At 69.2% G+C, this 20,995-nt stretch carries 20 protein-coding genes and 2 pseudogenes; 11 read left to right on the plus strand and 11 right to left on the minus strand.

Annotated elements, in window-relative coordinates:
* Positions 1-15: 15 nt before the first annotated feature.
* From KO353_RS00860 to KO353_RS00890, 7 genes are read left to right on the plus strand one after another with little or no spacing between them, the layout of a single operon-like run.
* Positions 16-1,617: an ABC transporter substrate-binding protein gene (locus KO353_RS00860; RefSeq protein WP_235691963.1), complete on the plus strand. Its 1,602-nt coding sequence runs from the start codon at positions 16-18 to the stop codon at positions 1,615-1,617.
* A 21-nt stretch (positions 1,618-1,638) separates the two neighbouring features.
* Positions 1,639-2,622: an ABC transporter permease gene (locus KO353_RS00865; RefSeq protein ID WP_218285915.1), complete on the plus strand. Its 984-nt coding sequence runs from the start codon at positions 1,639-1,641 to the stop codon at positions 2,620-2,622.
* Between the two features lie 10 nt (positions 2,623-2,632).
* Positions 2,633-3,475, plus strand: a complete 843-nt coding sequence (locus KO353_RS00870) for an ABC transporter permease (RefSeq protein WP_268906203.1) — start codon at positions 2,633-2,635, stop codon at positions 3,473-3,475.
* On the plus strand, positions 3,472-5,085 hold the full coding sequence (locus tag KO353_RS00875; RefSeq protein WP_218285916.1) for an ABC transporter ATP-binding protein: 1,614 nt from the start codon (positions 3,472-3,474) through the stop codon (positions 5,083-5,085). The genes KO353_RS00870 and KO353_RS00875 overlap by 4 nt, the downstream gene beginning before the upstream one ends.
* Positions 5,086-5,098: 13 nt before the next feature.
* Positions 5,099-6,382 carry an ArgE/DapE family deacylase gene (locus KO353_RS00880; protein ID WP_218285917.1) on the plus strand — a complete coding sequence of 428 codons (1,284 nt, stop codon included), beginning with the start codon at positions 5,099-5,101 and terminating at the stop codon, positions 6,380-6,382.
* Positions 6,382-7,614: a Zn-dependent hydrolase gene (locus KO353_RS00885; protein ID WP_218285918.1), complete on the plus strand. Its 1,233-nt coding sequence runs from the start codon at positions 6,382-6,384 to the stop codon at positions 7,612-7,614. The genes KO353_RS00880 and KO353_RS00885 overlap by 1 nt, the downstream gene beginning before the upstream one ends.
* 13 nt (positions 7,615-7,627) lie before the next feature.
* Positions 7,628-9,097, plus strand: a complete 1,470-nt coding sequence (locus KO353_RS00890; RefSeq protein WP_218285919.1) for a M81 family metallopeptidase — start codon at positions 7,628-7,630, stop codon at positions 9,095-9,097.
* Here KO353_RS00890 and KO353_RS00895 read toward each other — a convergent pair whose 3' ends face one another.
* The 8 genes from KO353_RS00895 to gpt form a co-directional block, all read right to left on the minus strand.
* Positions 9,098-10,027 (minus strand): sugar kinase, encoded by a 930-nt coding sequence (locus KO353_RS00895; protein WP_218285920.1) that lies wholly within the window; start codon positions 10,025-10,027, stop codon positions 9,098-9,100.
* 77 nt (positions 10,028-10,104) lie between these two features.
* Positions 10,105-10,725 carry a bifunctional 4-hydroxy-2-oxoglutarate aldolase/2-dehydro-3-deoxy-phosphogluconate aldolase gene (locus KO353_RS00900; RefSeq protein WP_218285921.1) on the minus strand — a complete coding sequence of 207 codons (621 nt, stop codon included), beginning with the start codon at positions 10,723-10,725 and terminating at the stop codon, positions 10,105-10,107.
* 20 nt (positions 10,726-10,745) lie between these two features.
* Complete coding sequence (locus KO353_RS00905; RefSeq protein WP_218285922.1) at positions 10,746-11,708, minus strand: C-terminal binding protein; 963 nt, start codon at positions 11,706-11,708, stop codon at positions 10,746-10,748.
* Between the two features lie 257 nt (positions 11,709-11,965).
* Positions 11,966-12,280, minus strand: a complete 315-nt coding sequence (locus KO353_RS00910) for a hypothetical protein (protein ID WP_218285923.1) — start codon at positions 12,278-12,280, stop codon at positions 11,966-11,968.
* An 84-nt stretch (positions 12,281-12,364) separates the two neighbouring features.
* A complete protein-coding gene (locus KO353_RS00915) occupies positions 12,365-13,231 on the minus strand; it encodes an HpcH/HpaI aldolase/citrate lyase family protein (RefSeq protein WP_218285924.1) in 867 nt (288 codons plus the stop codon).
* Entirely contained in the window at positions 13,228-13,695 is a 468-nt protein-coding gene (locus KO353_RS00920) for a MaoC family dehydratase (RefSeq protein ID WP_218285925.1), read from the minus strand. Before KO353_RS00920 ends, KO353_RS00915 begins: the two co-directional genes overlap by 4 nt.
* Before the next feature lie 6 nt (positions 13,696-13,701).
* Positions 13,702-14,922 carry an acyl-CoA dehydrogenase family protein gene (locus KO353_RS00925; RefSeq protein WP_218285926.1) on the minus strand — a complete coding sequence of 407 codons (1,221 nt, stop codon included), beginning with the start codon at positions 14,920-14,922 and terminating at the stop codon, positions 13,702-13,704.
* Positions 14,923-14,925: 3 nt separating this feature from the next.
* A complete protein-coding gene (gene gpt, locus KO353_RS00930) occupies positions 14,926-15,408 on the minus strand; it encodes a xanthine phosphoribosyltransferase (RefSeq protein WP_218285927.1) in 483 nt (160 codons plus the stop codon).
* Positions 15,409-15,535: 127 nt separating this feature from the next.
* Between gpt and KO353_RS00935 the strand changes: the two genes are divergently transcribed.
* From KO353_RS00935 to KO353_RS00950, 4 genes and pseudogenes are all read left to right on the plus strand, one after another.
* A complete protein-coding gene (locus KO353_RS00935) occupies positions 15,536-15,928 on the plus strand; it encodes a hypothetical protein (protein ID WP_218285928.1) in 393 nt (130 codons plus the stop codon).
* Between the two features lie 12 nt (positions 15,929-15,940).
* Positions 15,941-16,537: pseudogene (locus KO353_RS00940) on the plus strand (ABC transporter substrate-binding protein); the annotation flags it as partial.
* A 14-nt stretch (positions 16,538-16,551) separates the two neighbouring features.
* Positions 16,552-17,358 carry an ABC transporter permease gene (locus tag KO353_RS00945; protein WP_218285930.1) on the plus strand — a complete coding sequence of 269 codons (807 nt, stop codon included), beginning with the start codon at positions 16,552-16,554 and terminating at the stop codon, positions 17,356-17,358.
* A 109-nt stretch (positions 17,359-17,467) separates the two neighbouring features.
* Positions 17,468-18,193: pseudogene (locus KO353_RS00950) on the plus strand (ABC transporter ATP-binding protein).
* A 271-nt stretch (positions 18,194-18,464) separates the two neighbouring features.
* Here the strand turns inward: KO353_RS00950 and phnE (KO353_RS00955) are convergent.
* The 3 genes from phnE (KO353_RS00955) to phnC are packed head-to-tail and all read right to left on the minus strand — an operon-like array spanning position 18,465 to position 20,966.
* Positions 18,465-19,283: a phosphonate ABC transporter, permease protein PhnE gene (gene phnE / locus KO353_RS00955; RefSeq protein ID WP_218285931.1), complete on the minus strand. Its 819-nt coding sequence runs from the start codon at positions 19,281-19,283 to the stop codon at positions 18,465-18,467.
* A gap of 13 nt (positions 19,284-19,296) precedes the next feature.
* Positions 19,297-20,121: a phosphonate ABC transporter, permease protein PhnE gene (phnE, locus tag KO353_RS00960; protein WP_218285932.1), complete on the minus strand. Its 825-nt coding sequence runs from the start codon at positions 20,119-20,121 to the stop codon at positions 19,297-19,299.
* Entirely contained in the window at positions 20,118-20,966 is an 849-nt protein-coding gene (gene phnC, locus KO353_RS00965) for a phosphonate ABC transporter ATP-binding protein (RefSeq protein ID WP_218285933.1), read from the minus strand. Before phnC ends, phnE (KO353_RS00960) begins: the two co-directional genes overlap by 4 nt.
* Positions 20,967-20,995 lie beyond the last annotated feature (29 nt).

Raw genomic sequence — 20,995 nt, forward strand, 5'->3', positions numbered from 1 at the left:
GAGGGGGACAACCAGATGATCACCGAAGCGACGCTCGACCGCCGCACCCTGCTTGCCGGTGCCGCCGCTGCGCCAGTGTTGATGACGGCCGCCGAGGCGCTGGCGCAAGGGCGCGAGCCGCGCCGCGGCGGCATCCTGAACAGCATCATCACGCCCGAGCCGCCTCTGCTCGTGCTCGGCGTGAACAACCAGGGGCCGACGCTGATCGTCGCCTCGAAGATTTATCAGGGCCTCCTCACCGTCTCGCCCAAGCTCGAGCCGGAGCCCGTGCTCGCAAGGTCCTGGGCCCGCAGCGAGGACGGCCTGACCTACACCTTCTCGCTCGAGCGGGGCGTGAAGTGGCATGACGGGCGCGACTTCACCGCCGAGGACGTGATCTTCTCGATCATGAAGTTTCACATGGAGGTGAACCCGCGTGCGCGGGCGATCCTGCAGCGGATCGACAAGGCGGAAGCGCCGGACGCGCACACCGTGCGCTTCACGCTCAAGGCACCGTTTGAGCCGTTCCTCCTGATCTTCGACGTCACCGGCTGCGCGATCGTGCCCAAGCACATCTACGACGGCACCGACTACCGAAACAACCCAGCGAACGCGACTCCGATCGGAACCGGACCGTTCCGCCTGGCGGAATGGCAGCGCGGCAACTTCATCCGCCTCGTCCGGAACGACGCCTACTGGAAGCCCGGCCAGCCCTATCTCGACGGCATCACGTGGCGGATCGTCCCGGACAGCCAGAGCCGCGCGCTCGCCCTGCAGACGGGCCAGGTGCAGATGACCACCTCGAACGACATCGAGCCGTTCGACGTTCCGCGCTTCCAGGCACAGCCGAACCTCGAAGTGCGGCAGGACGGTTGGGAACTGTTCGCCCCGCTCTCCTGGATCGAGATCAACAATCGGCTCGACAACCTGAAGGACCCGCGCTTCCGCCGCGCGATCGCGCATGCGGTGGACCGGAACTTCATCGCCCAGAGGCTGTGGTTCGGCGTCGGCAAGCCAGCGACCAGCCCGATCGCCTCGGCCACACGCTTCCACGATCCCTCCGTGCAGATGCCGGCCTTCAACCCGCGCGAGGCGATCGCGATCCTCGACGGCATGGGCTTGCGGCCGAACGCGCAAGGCATCCGTGCCTCGTTCAAGATGATGCAGCTTCCCTATGGCGAGGTGTGGAACCGACTGTCGGAGTATCTCCGCCAGGCATTGCGGCAGGTCGGGCTCGAGGTCACGCTCGAGAGCACCGATGTCGCGGGCTGGGTTCGCCGTCTCGCGAACTGGGAGTTCGAGACCACGATCAACTTCGTCTATCAGTGGGGCGACCCGACCCTCGGTGTCGAGCGAACCTACGTGACCTCGAACATCCAGAAGGTCGCCTTTACCAACACCGCCGGATACTCGAACCCCGAGGTCGACCGGCTGTTCGAGGCGGCGCGCAACGCCGCGCAGGCGGAGGAACGTCGGCGTCTTTTCTCCGAGGTGCAAAAGAAGCTGGTCGAGGACATGCCGCTTGTGTGGCTCATGGAGCTCTCCTTCCCGACGATCCATGACCGTCGCCTGCGCAACGTGATCACCACGGGCACCGGCGTGCACAAGAGCTTCGACGACGTCTTCTTCGCCGCCTGAGGGCGCAGCCGACCGCGGTCGATGGGTGCGACGAAGCTTCTGAGGTTCCTTGCCGGCAGGAGCGTGAAGGCGGTGGTCGTGATCATCGCGATCATCGTCTTTCAGTTCCTGCTGATCCGGCTTGCGCCCGGCGATCCGGCAAGCGTGATCGCCGGGCAGTCCGGTGCCGCCGATCCGCTCTTCATGCAGCAGCTCCGCGAGCAGTTCGGTCTTGACCGGCCGCTGCACGAGCAGCTCTTGATCTATCTCCGCGACATGCTGAGCCTCGATCTCGGGTTCAGCCACAGGCAGCAGCAGCCGGTGGCGCAGCTGATCTTTGAGCGCCTCCCGGCCACGCTCCTGCTCACCGGCACGGCCTTCCTGTTCGCCGTCTCTGTCGGTGTGGCGCTCGGCGTGATGGCGGCACGTCGCGTCGGGCGAGCAGCGGACAGCGTCATCACCGTGCTCGCGCTGACGTTCTACGCGACGCCGATCTTCTGGGTCGGGCTTCTGCTCGTGCTCGTGTTCTCCGTCTGGCTCGAGTGGCTGCCGAGCTTCGGCATGCACACGGTCGGCGCCGAGCTCGGCGGCCTTGCCCGAGCGCTCGACGTGGCGAAGCACCTGGTCCTGCCCGCCCTGACCCTCGGCCTCTTCTTTCTTGCGATCTACGCCCGGCTTGCGCGCGCCTCCATGCTCGAGGTGGCCGACCAGGACTTCGTGCGCACCGCCCGCGCCAAGGGCGTTCCGGAGGGGCGGATCGTGCGCGCGCACATCCTGCGCAACGCGCTCCTGCCCGTGATCACCTTCGCCGGAATCCAGGCAGGCCAGCTCGTGGGCGGATCGATCCTGGTTGAGACCGTGTTCGCCTGGCCCGGTATTGGCCGCCTTGCCTTCGATGCTCTGCTCGCGCGCGACTATGCGACGCTGCTCGGGGTGTTCTTCTGCACGGCGGTGATGGTCGTCCTCTTCAACCTCGTGACCGACCTCCTCTACGCGGTGGTCGATCCCCGGGTGGAGGTGGCATGAGGGCCGCCCGGTGAGCTTCTGGCGTCGCTTCGCCCGCAATCTCGGGGCGATGGCCGGGCTCGTGATCCTTCTCCTCGTCGCCCTGATGGCGGCGCTCGCCCCCGTGATCTACCCATTCAGCCCGTGGGAGATGCGCGGCATCCCCTTCATGCCGCCGGGCGAGGGCGGCTTCCTGCTCGGCTCGGACAGCCTCGGCCGCGACGTCGCCGCCGGGATCGCGCATGGCGCTCTCGTCTCGTTCCTTGTCGGCGGCGTCTCGACCGTGGTGGCGCTCGCGCTCGGCGTCACGCTCGGCTCGGTGGCGGGCTATTTCGGCGGCTGGGTCGATGACGCGATCATGCGCTTCACGGAGTTCTTCCAGACAATCCCGAGCTTCGTGCTCGCGGTGGTTCTGGTCGCGATCTTCACACCTTCCATCACCTCGATCGTCGTCGCAATCGCTCTGGTGTCCTGGCCGCCGGTGACGCGCGTGGTGCGGGCCGAGTTCCTGTCCTTGCGCTCGCGCGAGTTCGTTCAGGCGGCGGAGGTGCTCGGCCGCGGCCCCATCGCCATCATGGCCACCGAGATCCTGCCGAACGCGCTCTCGCCCATCATCGTTCTCGCCTCGCTGATGGTCGCGACCGCGATCCTGCTCGAGAGCTCGCTCTCCTTCCTTGGCTTGGGCGATCCGAACCTGATGTCCTGGGGGTTCATGATCGGCTCCGGCCGAAGCGTGATCCGAATCGCCTGGTGGATGAGCGTCTTTCCAGGGATCGCCATCTTCCTCACCGTGCTCGCCTTGAACCTTGTCGGCGAGGGGCTGAACGATGCGCTGAACCCGCGGCTTGCCCGCCGCGGCGCGCTGCCGGCGTGACCGCTCCGGTGCTTGCCATCGAGGGGCTGACGATCGGCCTCCCCGCCGGCGGCGACCGCGCCAACGCCGTCGAGGACGTGTCGCTCTTGGTACGGCCCGGAGAGATCGTCTGCGTCGTCGGCGAAAGCGGGTCGGGCAAGTCGATCACCGCTTCGGCGGTGATGGGGCTTCTGCCCAAGGGCCTGCCGATTCGGTCCGGCCGGATCATCTTCGAGGGGAAGGATCTCCTGAGGCTCCCGCCGGAGGCGCTGCGCGCGCTCCGCGGTGCCCGGCTCGGGATGGTGTTCCAGGAGCCGATGACCGCGCTCAACCCGCTGATGCGGATCGGCGAGCAGATCGCCGAAGCGTTCTGCGTGCACGGGGTGCGCGGCGACCTGCGCGCGCGCGTGCTCGCGCTGCTCGAGGATGTGCGTCTGCCCGACCCGCCCGCGATCATCGACGCCTATCCGTTCCGCCTCTCCGGTGGGCAGAGGCAGCGGGTGATGATCGCGATGGCGCTGGCACTCGGCCCCTCGCTTCTCATCGCCGATGAGCCGACCACTGCCCTCGATGTTACGACCCAGATGCAGATCCTGCGGCTGATCCGGAACCTGCAGGAGCATCGCGGCACCGGGGTTCTCTTCATCACCCACGATTTCGGCGTCGTCGCCGAGATCGCCGACCACGTGGTGGTGATGCAGCATGGGCGCATCGTCGAGCAGGGGGACGCGGGTCGCGTCCTCAACGCGCCATCGCATCCCTACACGCGGGCGCTGATCGCGGCCGTGCCGCACGGCAGGGCCCGGCCAGCCGCTGCGTCGGCGTCGGAACCCGTGCTCGAGGTGGAGCGGCTCGACAAGTCGTTCCGGCGCGGGGCTGGGCTGTTCCGCCGCGGCGTGCCGGTGCCGGCGGTCGCGGATGCCACCTTCACTCTCAGCAAGGGCGAGACCCTGGGCGTCGTTGGCGAGAGCGGGTCGGGCAAGAGCACGCTCGCGCGCTGTGTGGTTCGGCTGATCGAGCCTGACCGTGGCAGGATAGCCTTCCGCGGCACCGATCTCCTCGCGCTGCGCCGCGCCGCGATGAAGCCGTTTCGTTCGCGCATCCAGATGGTATTCCAGGACCCGTACGCCTCGCTCAACCCGCGCCGCCGCGTGGGCGACATCATCGCCGAAGGGCCGGTCAGCCACGGCATGCCGCGCGCCGAGGCGCTGGCACGGGCGCGCGAGCTCCTCTCCCTCGTGCAGCTTGACCCGGGCGCGATGGACCGTTTCCCCCACGAGTTCTCGGGTGGGCAGCGACAGAGGATCGGAATCGCGCGGGCGCTCGCTCTCGAGCCCGAGCTGCTTGTCGCCGACGAGCCGGTGAGCGCACTCGATGTCTCGGTGCAGGCGCAGATCCTCGAGCTGCTCGACGGGCTGCGTCGGCGGCTCAGCCTCACCATGCTGTTCATCACCCATGACCTCCGCGTGGCGGCACAGGTGTGCGACCGGATCGCCGTGATGCAGAAGGGCAGGATCGTGGAGCTCGGGGAGACGGCCAGGGTGTTCGGTGCGCCGCAACACCCCTACACGCGCGAGCTTCTCGAGTCCATTCCGGGACGGACATGGACGCCGCCGCTCGAGGCGGCGTGAGGGGAAGGCGGAGATGATCGATCCCGGCGCGAGGCGCGCGATCCTCGAGGCGGCGGCAGAGCTCGAGGGCGAGGCCGAGGCGATGCTCGCCGACCTCGTCCGCTTCCGCTCGACTCTCGGCGACGAGGGTCCGTGTCTCGATCATGTCGCTCGTCTGTTCGCCTCGCTCGGGCTCGAGGTGCGGCGGATTCCCACTGATCCTGCCGCGCTTGCGGGCCACGCGGGCCTCTCGCCGCCGCTCGTTTCCTATGCGGGTCGAGACAATGTCGCCGCTTTGCACACGCCGCGCGCGGGCGGCGGGCGCAGCCTCTGCCTTCAGGCGCATCTCGACGTGGTGCCCGAAGGCGCGGCCGAGCTCTGGACGACACCGCCCTTCGAGCCGGCGATCCGCAACGGGCGGATGTACGGCCGCGGCGCGGGCGACATGAAGGCAGGGCTTGTCGCCAACATTGTCGCGCTGAAGGCGCTTGCGGCCGCGGGCCTCGCTCCCGCGGGTGCGGTGCAGCTCCACGCCGTCATCGAAGAGGAGTGCACGGGCAATGGCGCGCTCGCCACCATGCTCGCGATGCCGAAGCCCGATGCGGTGATCATTCCCGAGCCCGGGCCTGGCTTCCCGGCGATCTACAGCGCCGAGGTCGGCGTGGTCTGGGCATGGGTGACGGTGACGGGGAAACCTGCACACGTGCGCGAGATGCAGGCAGGGGTGAATGCGATCGAGGCGGCGATCGCGGTCGCCGCCCGGTTCAAGGACTACGAGAGCGAGATGAACCAGGCCGAGCGGATCCACCCTGCCTTCCGTGGCATCAACCACCCTGTGAACGTCAATCTCGGCACGATCGAAGGAGGGGAGTGGAACAGCTCCGTGCCGACGCGCGCGCGAATCGGCCTGCGTGTTGGGGTGATGGCGGGCCGCACGGCGGCCGAGACGAAGCGTGACATCGAGCGGATCGTCGCCGAGGCGGGGGGCGACCCGAAGCTCAGGGGAGCGACGCTTGCCCTCTCCTGGGGCGGCTTCATGGCCGACCCGTGCGTGTTCGACATGGAGGCGCCGATTGTTCGCCTCGCGCGCGAGGCCTATGCCGAGGTGACGGGCGGGTCTTTGCGCGACTACCCGGCCACGGGGCTCACCGACGGGCGACTCTTCGCCCTCTATCAGGGCACGCCGGTCGCGGTGTTCGGGCCCGAAGCGGACGCAATTCACGGCATCGACGAGAGCGTGAGTCTCGCGTCGATGCATGCGATCACGCGCACGATCGCGCTCACCATCGCCGCCTGGTGCGGCACGGAGCCTGCGTGATGCTGGCCAACCTTCCCGTCTCGGGCGAGCGGCTGTGGGCCAGCATCATGGAGATGGCGCGGATCGGCCCAGGTCGCGCCGGCGGCTCGAACCGCCAGGCGCTGACCGACGCCGACGGTGAGGCGAGGCATCTGCTTCGCCGCTGGTGCGAGGCGCTCGGCCTTGAGATGACGGTCGATCGCGTCGGCAACATGGCGTTCCTCCGCCCTGGTGCTGATCCGTCCCTCCCGCCAGTCGCCTTCGGCAGCCATCTCGACACGCAGCCGACGGGGGGCAGGTTCGACGGTGTTCTCGGGGTGCTAGCCGGCCTCGAAGTGATGCGTGCGCTCGACGACTCCGGAACGGTCACGCGCGCGCCGCTTATGCTTGTGAACTGGACGAACGAGGAGGGGGCGCGCTTCTCGCCGCCGATGATGGGCTCGGGCGTTGCCATGGGCCTGTTCGACGAGGCGGAGGTGCTCGCACGCACAGACGCCTCGGGCGCCGTGTTCGGTGAAGAGCTCGCGCGGATCGGTTGGCGCGGCGAGGCCGATCCCGCGATGTTCCAGAGGCTCGGAGCCTATTTCGAGCTCCACATCGAGCAGGGGCCCTTCCTCGAGGCCGAGGGCGCCGAGATTGGCGTGGTCACCGGCGCCTCGGCGCAGGCATGGTTCGAGGTGACGGTGACGGGCGCGGAGGCGCATGCCGGCAACGGCATGGCGCTGCGGCGCGACGCGCTGGTCGCCGCGGCCCAGATGATCGTCGCGATCGAGGGGATCGCGCACGAGACAGGCGGAAACGGCACGGTCGGCCGCATCGTCGTTTCTCCCGACAGCCGCAATGTCGTTCCGGGAAGCGTATGGTTCACGGTCGATCTGCGCCACGCGAGCGCGGCGACGCTTGCGCGCATGGAGGCGATGCTGCGCGACCGCCTCCGCGCGCTCGCTGCGGCGCGCCGTGTCTTGCCGGCGATCACGCCGTTCTGGTCGTTCCCCGAAACGCCGTTCGACCCGGTGCTCGTCGCCCGGGTCCGCGAGGCGGCGATCGCCCGCGGCCTCACATGGCGCGAGATGCCGACGGGAATCGGCCATGACGCGGTCTATCTTGCCCGTCGCGTTCCGACGGCGATGATCTTCTGCCCCTGCCACGGCGGCTTGAGCCACAACGAGGCGGAGAGCATCACCCAGGCCTGGGCGGAGGCGGGCTGCCGCGTGCTCGCCGATGCCGTGCTGGCCACGGCGGGGCTAGCGTGAAGGGATGAAACGGATGCGAATCGGTGTCGCGGGATTTCAGCACGAGAGCCATTCCTTCGCCCTGTTTCCGGCCGACCTGTCGGCCTTCGAGAAGCCGGGCGGCTTCCCGCCGCTGTCGCGCGGCGAGGCGGTTCGCGCCGCGCTTGCGGGAACACGCGTTCCCGCCGCAGGGGCGATTGAGGCCGCCGAGGCGGAAGGACACGAGGTGCTCCCGCTCGCGTGGGGCATGGCGATGCCGTCTGCACCGGTCACGCGCGAAGCGTTCGAAACGATCGCCGCTTGGATCGTCGAGGCAGCGGCGGCGGCGATGCCGCTCGATGGTCTGTATCTCGACCTGCACGGGGCGATGATGGCCGAGCACGCGCCGGACGGGGAGGGCGAGCTTCTCAGGCGGCTGCGCGACCGGCTCGGGCCGGACCTGCCGATCGCAGCGAGCCTCGACCTGCACGCCAATGTCACGCGCGACATGGTTGAGCTTGCCGATGTGCTCACCGCCTATCGCACCTATCCGCACATCGACATGAAGGAGACCGGGGCGCGGGCGATGGCGCTCCTGCTCCGCCGCATCGCTCATGCGCGGCCCTGGGCGCGCGCCTTCAGGACGATCGACTTCCTCATTCCGGTGCCGGCGCAGTGCACGATGATGCCGCCGATGCAGCAGGTCTACGCCGTTCTGCCGGAGCTCGAGGCGGCCACCGGCACGGCCGATCTCTCGCTGTCGCTCGGCTTCCCCTATTGCGATTTCGAGGGCTGCGGCCCTGCCGTCACGGCTTACGCCGAAACCGCGGCATCGGCCGAGGCGGCGGCAGAACGGCTTCACCGGATGGTGCTCGACCAGCGTGGCAACCTGGCCGTCCGGCTCTGGCCGGCCGAGGAGGCGGTGGCGCATGCGCGCGCCCGGGCAAGCCTCGGCGGCCCGCCGATCGTGCTTGCCGATACGCAGGACAATCCCGGCGGCGGCGGCCATGGCGACACGACCGGCCTGCTCGCCGCGCTCGTCAACGGAGGCGCGCACGGCGCGGTGATCGGCGTGTTCAACGATGCCGCCTCTGCCACCGCCGCCCATGCTGCCGGGATCGGCGCGACGGTCGAGCTTGCGCTCGGCGGGGTGAGCGACGGTGTTCCGTTCCGTGGCCGGTTCAAGGTGCTCGCCCTCGGCGACGGACGCTTCACCTGCACCGGCCCGATGACGCGCGGCAACATGGCCGATCTCGGCCCGACAGCCCTGCTCGAGACCGGTGGCGTTCACGTCGTCGTCGCGAGCCGGAAGATGCAGGCCTATGACCAGGCGATGTTCCGTCACGTGGGCATCGAGCCTGCCTCCGTGCCGATCATCGCGCTCAAATCGAGCGTGCACTTCCGCGCCGACTTCCAGCCGATCGCGAAGGAGATCCTGGTGGTGCTCGCCCCCGGCCCGGTCGTTGCCGATCCGGCGACCTTGCCCTTCACCCGGCTTCGGCCGGGGCTCGCGCTCCGGCCCTGATCAGGAGCGGAGGAGGGCTCGCACCTCGGCCTCGCGCGGGATCGGCGCGACCGCGCCATAGCCGGTGGTGGAGAGAGCAGCCGCGGCGTTGGCATAGCGGAGCGCCGCCTCCGGCGGGTCGCCCAGCACGATGCGGGCGAGGAAGGCGCCCGAGAAGGTGTCGCCCGCACCCGTCGCGTCCACCGCCTCGACCCGGTGCGCTGGGGCGCGCGCGCGCAGGCCCCCGGCGGTCGCAAGCAGCGCTCCCTCCGCCCCGCATTTCACCGCCACCAGAGGGCAGCCGAGGCGGAGATAATGGTCGGCGATCGCGTCCGGGTCGGAGAGGCCGGTCATGGCTTGCGCATCCTCGCGCGAGGGAAAGGCCATGTCGGACTGGGCGATCGCCGCCTCGATGATTGCGCGCGCACGCGCCACCGGCCACAGGCGGAGCCGCAGATTGGTGTCGTAGGCCACCTTCACCCCGTGCTGTCGCGCAACCGCGATGGCATGGAACACCGCATCCGCGGCCGAGGTGCTGATCGCCTGGCTGATGCCGGAGGCGTAGAGGATCCGCGCCCGGGCGATCGCCGCTTCCGGAACGTCGCGCGGCGTGATGCGCGAGGCGGCGGAGCCGGTTCGATAGAAGGTGAAATGATGCCCTTTCGCATCATGCGTGACGAAATAGACGCCGGTCGGTGCCTCCGCCGTCCGGATCACCGTCGAGGTGTCAACGCCTTCCGACTGCCAGAGCGTCATGAAACTGTCGCCTGCAGCATCCTCTCCGATCACGGTGATGTAGCCCGTGCGAACGCCCTGCCGTGCGGCAGCGATCGCCGCGTTCGAGGTGTCACCGCCATGACCCTGCAGATAGAGCACGCGCCCCTGGGCATCGGGGGGGAGCTGGTTGAACTCCAGCATCGGTTCGCCCATGCAGAGGATGTCGACCGCCATCTTCGCCCTCCTCACGCGGGCCTGGGCACGAGACCCTGGCGAGCCGTCCGCGACATACGCACCACGGCGGAGGCCCGTCAGGCGGCGAGCGCGGCGCGCGCCGCCGCCATCACCTCGTCCTTGGCTCCGGCGGCGATCAGGGACTCGTCGACCAGCCTTCCGCCGATGCCGACGAAGGCCGCACCGGCGTCGAGATAGGCGCGAACATTGCCCGGCTCGACCCCGCCTGTGGGGCAGAACGCGACGTCGGGAAAGACGGTCTTGAGCGCGCGGAGATGCGCCGGGCCGCCCATCGAGGCGGCGGGAAAGATCTTCACCGCGTCGGCGAAGCCCTCGAGCGCCTCCACCACCTCGTCCGGCGTCAGCGCGCCGAGCATCACGAGCGCGCCGAAGCGCCGGCCGGCGGGGACGATTTCGGGCTCGTTCCAGGGGCAGACGATGAACCTCGCCCCGGCCTCGCCGCAGGCATAGGCTTCGGTCGCCGTCCGTACCGTTCCGGCGCCGACGAGCAGGGCGGGATCCGACGCGAGCTCGCGGATGAGCTCGGTCGCTCCCGGAACGGTGAGCGTGATCTCGAAGGTGGAAAAGCCCGCCTCGCGGAGCCAGGCGACGGCAATGCGCGCCGAATCGGCGCTGCGCGTGCGGATGACGGGGATGACGCGCGCCTCGACAAGGCGCGGCAGCAGCGGGTGGCTCATTCGGCAGGTCTCCGGCAGGATCAGCGCGTCTGGTTCACCGGGTGCAGCGGCGTCTCGCCCTCCAGCACGCGTGCGACCTCTTGAGCCGCCTTGCGCTGCAGTTCGGCGATCGCCTCCTCGCTGTACCATGCCGAATGGTCGGTCAGAACCACGTTGTCGAGGCTCCGCAGCGGGCTGTCGTGACGCAAGGGCTCGTTCTCGTACACGTCGAGCCCGGCTGCCAGCACGCGCCCTTCCGCGAGCGCGGCGGCAAGCGCCGACTCGTCGATCAGGCCGCCGCGCGCCGTGTTCACGAGCACGAGTGTCGGCTTCGCGAGCGCGAGGAAGCCGCGGCCGATGATGTGTCGCGTCGCGTTGGTGAGGGGAGCGTGCAGGCTGATCGCATCGCTTTCGGCGGCGATCGTGTCGAGGCTTGCGAGCGAGGCTCCCGCCGGAACCTCGCGGACGAAGGGATCATGCACCAGCACCCGCGCGTAGCCGAGCGCCGCGGCCTTGCGATGGAAGGCGGCACCGATCCGCCCGTAGCCGATAAGGCCAAGCGTGCCGCCGCGTATGCGGTGGATCTTTCGATCGATCGGCAGGCCCCAGCCATGCGCGCGGACGCGCCGATCGGCCTCGGCGACGCGGCGGATCGCTGCGAGCAGGAGAGCGAGCGCGTGGTCAGACACCTCCTCGGTGCCGTGGTCGGGCACGTTGCAGACGACGATGCCGCGTGCGGCTGCGGCGGCGGTATCGATGTTGTCGTAGCCCATACCGTAGCGGACGATGACGCGCGCCTGCGTTGTTGCGATCGCCGCGGCATCGATGGGCGTCTCGCGCACGAGCACGCCGTCGGCCTCGCCCATCGCAAGCGCCGCCTTCGCCGCATCGCCCCGGCAGGGGCTGAGGACGAGCTCCGCCCCCGCCGCGGCGAGGATAGTGCGTTCCGTCTCGTAGTCGGGGTAGCCGTCGTCGAGGACGACGACGCGCCATGGCCTCGCCACGTCAGCCGGTCCGGATCACCTGCCATCCGGAGCGGCTCGCGGCGGACCGCGCTTCGGCAGCACCAGTCGACCGCCGAGCGAGGGCGAAGCCGGCCGTCATCGTGATGCCGCCGCGGTCAATCATCCGAGGCGCGTTTTCTCCTCCAGACTTGACAGCACTCCGGAGTATACCCGACCCGCAACCTGCGCCTACTGGCGGCGACCAGGGCCGTCGTGGTTGCGCGGCAGATGCTCCCCCGGTCCGTTCCCGCGCCGTGTCAGGGCCGGGCGCGCGCCAGCACCTCGTCCGCCCAGGCTTCGAGCGCACGCGCCTCGATCGCGAGCCGCTCGAGGTCATGGCCCACACAGGCGAGTTCGTCGCCGTAACGCACGAGCCCTGCCTCCAGGCCCAAGACGGCGTGGTCGAGATCGCTCAGCGCAAGCCGGAACCGGTCGATCGCGTCGCGCTGTTCCGCAAGCGCCAGCTCGAGCGTGTTGAGGGCGCGGCTGAGCCGGTCCTGCCCTGCCGCTTCTCCGGCCGGAGCGGTGTCCTTGCGCGGGCGGAAGGGAATGACCGTGGCGCTCTGTGCCATCGCCGTCTCTCCGAGATGATCCATAGGTTAATAGAACGTAAAAACGGCAGCAAAAGCAATCCACGCGTCCGCGTGTCGTGCCGACTACGATCGGCTGTCCAGGATGCGCCGTGCCTGAAGAAGATGCGGCCGATCCAGCATCCGTCCTTCGAACGACACCACACCCGCGCCCGGGTTCGCGGCGAAGGCGGAGACGACCGCTTCCGCCCAGGCGACCTCCTCTGCCGAGGGCGTGAACGTGGCGAGGATCACCGGAACCTGCGCCGGGTGGATCGCCATCCGCCCTGCGAAACCCATGCGGCGCGAGTCGGCACACTCCGCGGCGAAGCCCGCTTCGTTGCGGAAATCGGCGTACACCGTGTCGATGGCCGGTACCTCGGCCGCTGCTGCCCCTGCGAGCGTGAGAGAACGCGCGAGCCGGAAGAGCTCGTCCCAGGTGCCGTCAGCGAGCCGGTTCGCCTTCGCGCCGACGCTTGCGGCGAGATCCTCCCCGCCCCAGGTCAGCGCGGCGAGCCGCGGGCTGCCGGCATAGGCGCCAAGCGCAAACAGCGCTGCCGGCGTCTCGGTCGCGATCGGCATGACGCGGATCGAGCGGTCGGATAGGCCCTCGCGCGCCTCGAGCGCGGAGAGAGCCGAATCGAGTCGGCGCAGCTCATCGGGCCCGGAACATTTCGGCAGGACGATTCCGTCCGGCCGGGCGCGGACGACTGCGGCGAGGTCGGCCATGACGAGACCGCTGTCGAGGGCATTGACGCGCACCCACGCCTGCGGCGCCGCCTCGCCGCGGCCGGCGAGCCAAGCCGAGGCCATCTCCCGGGCAATCGCCTTGCGCTCGGGCCCGACGCTGTCCTCGAGGTCGAGGATCAGCGCGTCCGCTCCGCTCTCGGTGCCGCGCGCGAGCTTGCGCTCGCTGTCGGCCGGCACGAACAGGAAGGCGCGCGGCACCTTCACGCCGCCGCCTCGCCGTGTGGGCGCTTGCGCATCAGCGCTGCGCGCCGGCAGCGCGCCACGAGCACGCCGTCCTGGCGGAATGCCTCGTGGAGGAAGGTGACGATCCCTTCGCCCGGGCGGGAGCGGCTCTCGCGCACCGCAAGCACGGTGGAACGGACGGACACCGTATCGCCGGGAAACAGCGGGGCGGGAAAGGCAACCTCCTCGAAGCCGAGATTGGCGACCGTGGTGCCGAGCGTGGTGTCATGCACCGAGATCCCGACCATCAGCCCGAGCGTGTAGAGCGAGTTCACGATCGTCCTTCCGAACGGAGTCGCCTTCGCCGCCTCGGCATCGAGATGCAGCGCCGCCGGGTTCATCGTGAGCGCGCAGAACAGCACGTTGTCGGCGTCCGTCACGGTGCGTCGGATCGGATGGTCGAAGACCATCCCCTCGCTGAACTCCTCGAACCAGAGGCCGGGCATGGTCGATCACTCGGCTGCGAGGGTGCGGAACTTCCGCGCTGGAACCGAGGCGCGGTTGGCGTCTTTGAAGCCGAGCGCGTCCTCGGCGATTAGCACCTTCTGCACGTTCTGCGACCCCTCGCCGACATTCAGCATCTCGATGAACCCCTTGAACATGCTGATCGGATATTCGTCGGCGAGCGCGTAGCCGCCGAAGATTTCGGTCGCGTTCGCCACCGCCGTCTTGGCTGCGCGCGACGCGAAATATTTGGCGAGCGAGGCGAGGCGGTTCGCCGGCTCGCCCGCGTCCATAACCTCTGCGAGCTCGCGCACGAGCGCCCGCGCCGCAGCGATCTCGGCCGCCATGTCGGCCACCAGCCCCTGCACGAGCTGGTGGCGGCCGATCGGCTTGCCGCCGACCTCGCGCTCGCGCGCATACGCCACCGCATGGTCGAGGCAGCCCTGGGCGGCACCGACGAGGCGTGCGGCCACGGTGAGCCGGCCGAACTCGAGCGCGTTCATGGCAATGCGGAAGCCTTCGCCCTCGGCACCCAGTCGGTTCTCAACAGGAACGGCGAAGTCGTCGAGGAACACAGAGCAGGAGGCGAACACCGGGGAGAGGCCGCGCATCGGGATCGGCACGGCGCGATAGCCCGAGCCTGATTTCGGTTCGACGATGAAGGCGGTGATGCCGCGATGCCCGGCCGAGGGGTCGGTCTTGGCGAACAGGACGCCGACATCTGCCTCGTTGCTGAAGGTGATCCACTGCTTCGAGCCATTGAGAATGTAACGGTCGCCCTCCCGGCGCGCGGTGGTGCGCATCGCCCCGGCTGGGTCGGAGCCGCCGCCCGCCTCGGTGAGGGCGAACATGCCGATCGTCTCGCCGGCGATCAGGCCGGGGACGAAGCGGGCGATCTGCTCCTCCGTCCCCCAGTTGAGGATGGTGAAGGGGCAGGTCATTGCCTGCAGGTTCATGCAATAGCCGAAATCGGGCCGGATCCGGCTCACCTCCTCCGCGATCACCGCGACGGCCCGGAAACCGAGGTCGCTGCCGCCCACATGTTCGGGAAAGGCGGCGCCGAAGAGGCCGGCTTCTCCCATCGCCCGCACGAGGGGACGGGGAAAGGTGCGGCGGGCTTCCCAGCTGCCGATCTCGGGAACGATCCGAGAGGCGAACAGCCGGGTCACAGTGTCGCGGACCGCGGCAAGCGGCGGGGGAAGCGGGGTGGTCGGGGGCAGGACGCGCATCGGTCACCCGTCCCCGTTGCGCGCCTTGGCGATCGGCGGCGTGAACTGCGGCTCGGTATCCCAGGGGAAGAGGATCCAGGTGTCCTGGCTCACCTCCGTCACGTAGGTGTCGACCATCGGCTTGCCGGCCGGCTTGGCGTAGATCGTGGCGAGATGGGCCTCTGGCAGGAGCGCGCGCACCACGCGCGCGGTCGTGCCCGTGTCGACGAGATCGTCGACGATCAGCCACCCCGCGCCCGACCCAGCGGCCGTGGGGGGCTTGCTCAAGCGCGGCTCGCCGCGCGTCTCCTCGTCATAGGTGATGACCGAGACCGTCTCGATCACCCGGCAGTCGAGTTCGCGGGCGATGATCGCCGACGGGATCAGCCCGCCGCGGGTGATGGCGACGATCCCCGCCCAGGGCCCGAGCGGCAAAAGCTTCCAGGCGAGCGCCCGGCCGTCACGATGTAGCTGATCCCACGTCACCGTATAGTATCTGTGGCCCACGCGCGCGTCTCTCCCCCCCTTGTCGAGGCCTCTGCCGACGGCCGTTTAGCACGGGGCCGGACGAGGTGACAGGCTGGGCCCGATGCGGCTAGCGTCCGGCGTAGGAACGTCTTCGGGAGGCTCCGCAATGCCGTCAAGGATCTTGGCCGGGTGTGGCCTCGCACTCGCTCTCGCCACGGCGCCTGCGTCAGCGGAGGTCGCGCTCATCGACCCTCCGGCGCCGCTCTCGCCCCCGGTGAAGCTCACCGTCGGCGTGGTGAAGGTGCCGCATGTCGTGCCCTTTGCGCTCGTGCCCGAGCTCGCGCGGCCGCTCGGCGTTGAGATTGAGATGGTGAACTTCGTCCGCTACGCCGATGTGCGCACCGCGCTCGCCTCCCGCTCGATCGAGATCGGCTCGATCGGCCCGGCGGATGTGCCGATCGCGGTCAGCCAGAACCTGCGCGGCATCGTCGGCCTGTTCGGCGTCGGCGTGTCGCCGAAGCACCCGATCGTGCGCAACGGCGTGTCGCTGAACAGCTGAGAGGACCTCTACGGAAAGCGCGTGGCAATCGCGCCCGGCTTGGCGGTGTGGTTCCAGTTCGCCGCGACCGTGACGGAGGCGAACATCAACTACGGTCGCCTCAACATCGTCAACATCCAGGGCGGCGGCCAGCCCTTCGTGCAGGCGATGCAGCGCGGCGACATCGACCTCTTCATCGGCTGGTTCATCGGCTGGGAACCGTTCGAGAGCATGGCGATCCAGCAAGGGCTCGCGTGGCGGCAGACGGTGCTCGACTACTCGAAGTCCCGCGCCGTCGGCGCCGAGCTCGGCATGGTCGGCGCCAGCCGGGCGGCGTTGGACGGCAAGCGCGAAGCCGTGCGCCGACTCGTCTACGCCTACCTTCAGGCACAGAACCGCGTTTCGGCCTCGAAGGAGACGCTCGCCACCGCGATCGCTTCGTGGACCGGTCTCGATACAGCCGTGGCGCGCGAGGTCGCTGACAAGATGACGCTCGAACAGTCCCTGACGCTCGCCCAGATCCAGGCCCAGGCGCGCGAGTTCCATCGCCTCGGCGTGCTGCAGCGTGACGTCTCGGCCGAGATGCCGCAGTTCTTCGACCACACGATCATCGCCTCGGTGCGACGCTAGCGAGCGCGACCCCGATGCCGGCAGGCGCGGGCTCGGCCCCGCCGCCCCTGCTCGGCCTCGCCCTTCCCGCCACGCTCGTCGCGGTGTGGGAGGGCTTGGCGCGGGCGGGCGTTGTGCCGCAAGGGATCCTGCCTGCGCCGAGCCTCGTCGCCACCACCTGGTGGGACTGGGCGTTCGGCGCCCGCGGCATGGGGCTGAACCCCTATCTCGGCACCTGGCGCGAGACGGTGCTGTTCAGCGCGCGGCGTGTGTTCACGGGCTTCGCGGCGGCGATCGCCATCGGCGTGCCGCTCGGCGTCATGATCGGCTGGAACCGGCTCGTCGCCGGAACAGTCGATCCGCTGATCCAGTCGCTCCGGCCGATCCCGATCACTGCGTGGCAGCCGTTCGCGATCGCCGTGTTCGGAATCCGCGATGCGGGAGCGGTATTCCTGATCGGCCTCGGGGCCTTCTTCCCGATCGTCGTCAACACCACCGCCGGCGCGCGCGACACGCCGCGCAACCTGATCCGTGCGGCGCGGATGATGGGTGCGACGGAACGGCAGCTGCTGTTGCGCGTCGTGCTGCCGAACGCCCTGCCCTCGATCTTCACCGGCACGCGGCTCGGCCTCGGCATCGCTTGGACGGCGGTGATCGTGGCGGAGATCGTCGCGGTGAAATCCGGCCTCGGCTACGTGCTCTGGGATGCCTACTACGTCGGGCGGATGGACGTGGTGATCGCCGACATGGTCTCGATCGGTCTCGCCGGCTTCCTCTCCGACCGGGTGCTGATCGCGATCGGCTACCGGGTGCTGCACTGGAAGCAGTTCGGAGCGCGTTGAGCGTGGGCGCGACGGCGGGAGCAGGCTGATGGCCGCGGTCGACATCACGGGCGTGCGCAAGGTCTTCCACGGCCGGGCCGGCGAGGTCGAGGCGCTCGCTGCAATCGACATGACGATCGCAGAGGGCGAGTTTGCCTGCATCCTCGGCCCCTCCGGATGCGGCAAGTCCACCTTGCTCAACGTGATTGCCGGCTTCGAGGGGCCGACGGCGGGTGCGGCGCGGGTGTTCGGCGAGGCGGTGGCGAGGCCAGGGCCCGATCGCGCGGTGGTGTTCCAGGAGGCGAGCCTGTTTCCCTGGCTCACCGTCTGAGAGAATGTCACCTTCGGGCCGCGTATGCTCGGCCGGCCGAAAGAGGAGACGGAGGCGCTCGCGCGCAAGTTCCTCGGCCTCGTCGGCCTCACCGGATTCGAGCGGCACCTTCCCGATCAGCTCTCGGGCGGCATGAAGCAGCGCGTCGGCATCGCTCGCTGCCTGATCCTCCGGCCGCGCGTCTTCCTGATGGACGAGCCGTTCGGCGCGCTCGATTCGCAGACGCGGATGCAGATGCAGGAGCTCCTGTTGCATGTCTGGGACGAAACGCGTGGCACCGTCCTGTTCATCACCCATGACATCGACGAGGCGATCTTCCTCGCCGACACGGTCTATGTGATGACGGCGCGGCCTGGGCGAATACGCTCGCGCATCGCGATCGACCTGCCACGGCCGCGCTCGCTCGAGGTGCTCACCGATCCGCGCTTCAACGCGCTCCGCGCCGACATCCTGCACCAGATCCGCGAGGAGGCCTCGAAGGCCACGCGGGCGGTCGAGGAGGAGGAGCGACGGGCGCGGCGCTGAGCGATCGCCGCGGCGGGCGGATGCTGGCGCATCGCCGTAGCGGTGTGGGGGCGATGGTCGTGTGCACGTGACGATCGACGCGCCCGAGCGCGCCCGCCGACGCCGTCCTGGAGGACCGCGCAGCCTTGCCGTGGGCACTCTGCTCGCGGCGACCGAAAAGCGACTCGCCGCAGTGGTACTGATCGCGATCGGGGCGCCGACCATAGCCGCCCGGGCGGGCGTCCGATGCGAGCCTGAGCGACAGCTGACGCTCCGTTTCGGTCGTAACGCCTCAGATGATCGCGTGCCGAACTCGGGCCGAGACCCACTCGCTCACGAGCACGGTCACGAAGATCAGCAAAAGGATCAGCGACACCTGCGGCCAGGCGAGCGTGCCGATCGAGGCCTGAAGCTGCACCCCGATCCCTCCCGCCCCGACAAGTCCGAGCACCGTCGCCTCGCGGATGTTGATGTCCCAGCGGAATACGGAGATGCCAGCGAAGGCCGGCATGACCTGGGGCACGATGCCCCAGGCCAGGACCTGCGTCCCACTGGCCCCGGTTGCCCGGATCGCCTCAACCTGCGAGGCGTCGATCTCCTCGATCGCCTCGTAGAGCAGCTTGCCGATGAAGCCGATCGACCGCAACGCGATCGCGAGCACGCCGGCGAGCATGCCGGGGCCGAAGATGACGACGAGGATCATCGCCCAGATCAGGCTGTTGACCGACCGCGAGGCGACGACGATGACGAGCGCCACCGGCCGCACGAGAAGGACCGACGGCGTCGTGTTGTGCGCCGCGAGGAAGGCGACCGGAACGGCGATCACGATCGCAAGCAGCGTGCCGAGGGTGGCGATGTTGATCGTGTCCCACAGAGGCCGCCACAAAACCGAGCTGTAGTCCCATCGTGGCGGCACGGAACGGCCGAGGAGGTCGGCGGCCTGCTGCGGCGCGTCCCACACGAACGGCCAGATCGTCTGGGCGCTAATGAACTGGAAGCAGGTGACGGTGAGCGCGACCAGCAGCAGCCACCCGCCCCAGGCGGCGAGATCGCCCGCCGTGCTTCGGCGCATCCAGATCTTGCGCCCGTCCGGTCGCGTCAGCACAGGCATCACGCGCCCCCGCTCACTGAACGGCGCGGCGTATCCAGCCGCTCGTATACTCGCACACGAGCACGATGCCGATGATGATGAGAAGGATCGCCGCAGAGGTGCCGAACTCGTAGCGGTCGAGTGAGGAGTTCAGCGTGTCGCCGATTCCTCCCGCACCGACCAGCCCGAGCACGGCGCTCTCGCGGAAATTGATGTCGAAGCGATAGGCGGAGAGCCCGATAAAGCGCGGCAGAACCTGAGGTTGGATGCCCCAGGCGAGCAGCTGGAACCACGAGGCTCCGGTCGCGCGCACCGCCTCCGCCTGGGCACGCTCGATGTCCTCGATGTCCTCGGCGAGCAGCTTGCCGAGGAAGCCGATGGTCGAGAAGGCGAGGGTGAGCATGCCGGCGAGCGGCCCGAAGCCGAACATCGCCACGAACAGGATGGCGATGATCACCTCCTGGAAGGTGCGGCTCACCGCGATGATGGCGCGGCAGAGGAGATAGACCGGAAGCGGGGCGATGTTGCGCGCCGCGCCAAGGGCGAAGGGAACGGCGAGGGCGACGCCGAAAACGGTGGCCGTGACCGTCATCGTCAGGCTCTCGAGCAGGCCCTCCTCGATCTCCCGCCACTGGCTGACGAAGTCGGGTGGGAAGAAGGCAGCGAGGAAGCGGCCACCGCGCTCGAGCCCCTCAGCGGCGCGCGACCAGTCCACCTCGAACGTGCCGACGGCGATGACAGCGTAGATCAGCGCGAGCGCGTAGATGCCCCAGCGCCACAGTGGCGAGGTGATCAGCGGCGGCGGCCGCCAGGCGCGGGCGGCGGCGCGCGCATCGAAGGCGGCGGTGGCGGTGTTCATTGTGCGGCGGCGATCCTCACCGGGTCGGTGGCCGTCTCCGCCTTTCCGCCCTCTCCCTCGCCGTCGTCCTCTTCCCCCTCGCGGCCCTTGCGGATCGTCGCCGACCAGTCCTCCTCGCCGTAGATCGCGGTGAGCACCTCCGGGGTCAACGCGCCAGGCGCGCCGTCGAACACGATCCGTCCGGCATGGAGCCCGACGATCCGCTCGGCGAATTGCTGCGCGAGCATAACGTCGTGGATGTTGATGATGGCCGCAAGCCCGCGCTCCTTCGCGAGCTCAACGATCAGGCGCATGATCTGCCGGCTCGTCTTCGGGTCGAGGCTCGCGGTCGGCTCGTCGACGAGCAGAAGGTCCGGGTTCTGCATCAGGGCGCGCACGATCCCCACGCGCTGGCGCTGCCCGCCCGAGAGCGCATCTGCGCGCTTGTCGACCATGTGGTCAAGTCCGACACGGTTGAGCAGGCGGAACGCCTCCTCGATGTCGGAGAGCGGAAAGCGGCGCAGCCAGGACCGCCAGAAGCCGACATAGCCGAGCCGGCCGGACAGCACGTTCTCCATCACGGTGAGACGCTCGACGAGAGCGTATTCCTGGAAGATCATGCCCATCCGCCGCCGGGCGCGGCGAAGCGCGAGGCCGCCCAAGCGCGTCAGCTCGGTGTCGCCGAGCCGCACTGTCCCTGCCGTCGGCTCCACGAGCCGATTGACGCAGCGGATAAGGGTCGATTTCCCGGCACCCGAGGGGCCGATCAGCGCCATCACCTGCCCATCAGGCACGGTGAGGGAGACGCCATCGAGGGCGAGATCGCCCGTCGGGTAGCGCTTGGTCAGGCCCTCGATCACCAGCATCCGGCGGTGTTCCTCACACGATGGGGGCG

The sequence above is a fragment of the Elioraea tepida genome, assembly GCF_019203965.1.
Taxonomy (GTDB): domain Bacteria; phylum Pseudomonadota; class Alphaproteobacteria; order Acetobacterales; family Acetobacteraceae; genus Elioraea_A; species Elioraea_A tepida.

Excerpts from the sequence above, each read along its gene's own strand:
- KO353_RS00860 (WP_235691963.1), top strand. The coding sequence starts at position 16 with ATGATCACCGAAGCGACGCTCGACCGCCGCACCCTGCTTGCCGGTGCC.
- KO353_RS00865 (WP_218285915.1), top strand. The coding sequence starts at position 1,639 with ATGGGTGCGACGAAGCTTCTGAGGTTCCTTGCCGGCAGGAGCGTGAAG.
- KO353_RS00880 (WP_218285917.1), top strand. The coding sequence starts at position 5,099 with ATGATCGATCCCGGCGCGAGGCGCGCGATCCTCGAGGCGGCGGCAGAG.
- KO353_RS00885 (WP_218285918.1), top strand. The coding sequence starts at position 6,382 with ATGCTGGCCAACCTTCCCGTCTCGGGCGAGCGGCTGTGGGCCAGCATC.
- KO353_RS00890 (WP_218285919.1), top strand. The coding sequence starts at position 7,628 with ATGCGAATCGGTGTCGCGGGATTTCAGCACGAGAGCCATTCCTTCGCC.
- KO353_RS00895 (WP_218285920.1), bottom strand. The coding sequence starts at position 10,027 with ATGGCGGTCGACATCCTCTGCATGGGCGAACCGATGCTGGAGTTCAAC.
- KO353_RS00900 (WP_218285921.1), bottom strand. The coding sequence starts at position 10,725 with ATGAGCCACCCGCTGCTGCCGCGCCTTGTCGAGGCGCGCGTCATCCCC.
- KO353_RS00910 (WP_218285923.1), bottom strand. The coding sequence starts at position 12,280 with ATGGCACAGAGCGCCACGGTCATTCCCTTCCGCCCGCGCAAGGACACC.
- KO353_RS00920 (WP_218285925.1), bottom strand. The coding sequence starts at position 13,695 with ATGCCCGGCCTCTGGTTCGAGGAGTTCAGCGAGGGGATGGTCTTCGAC.
- KO353_RS00925 (WP_218285926.1), bottom strand. The coding sequence starts at position 14,922 with ATGCGCGTCCTGCCCCCGACCACCCCGCTTCCCCCGCCGCTTGCCGCG.
- KO353_RS00935 (WP_218285928.1), top strand. The coding sequence starts at position 15,536 with ATGCCGTCAAGGATCTTGGCCGGGTGTGGCCTCGCACTCGCTCTCGCC.
- KO353_RS00945 (WP_218285930.1), top strand. The coding sequence starts at position 16,552 with ATGCCGGCAGGCGCGGGCTCGGCCCCGCCGCCCCTGCTCGGCCTCGCC.
- phnE (WP_218285931.1), bottom strand. The coding sequence starts at position 19,283 with ATGCCTGTGCTGACGCGACCGGACGGGCGCAAGATCTGGATGCGCCGA.
- phnE (WP_218285932.1), bottom strand. The coding sequence starts at position 20,121 with ATGAACACCGCCACCGCCGCCTTCGATGCGCGCGCCGCCGCCCGCGCC.
- phnC (WP_218285933.1), bottom strand. The coding sequence starts at position 20,966 with ATGCTGGTGATCGAGGGCCTGACCAAGCGCTACCCGACGGGCGATCTC.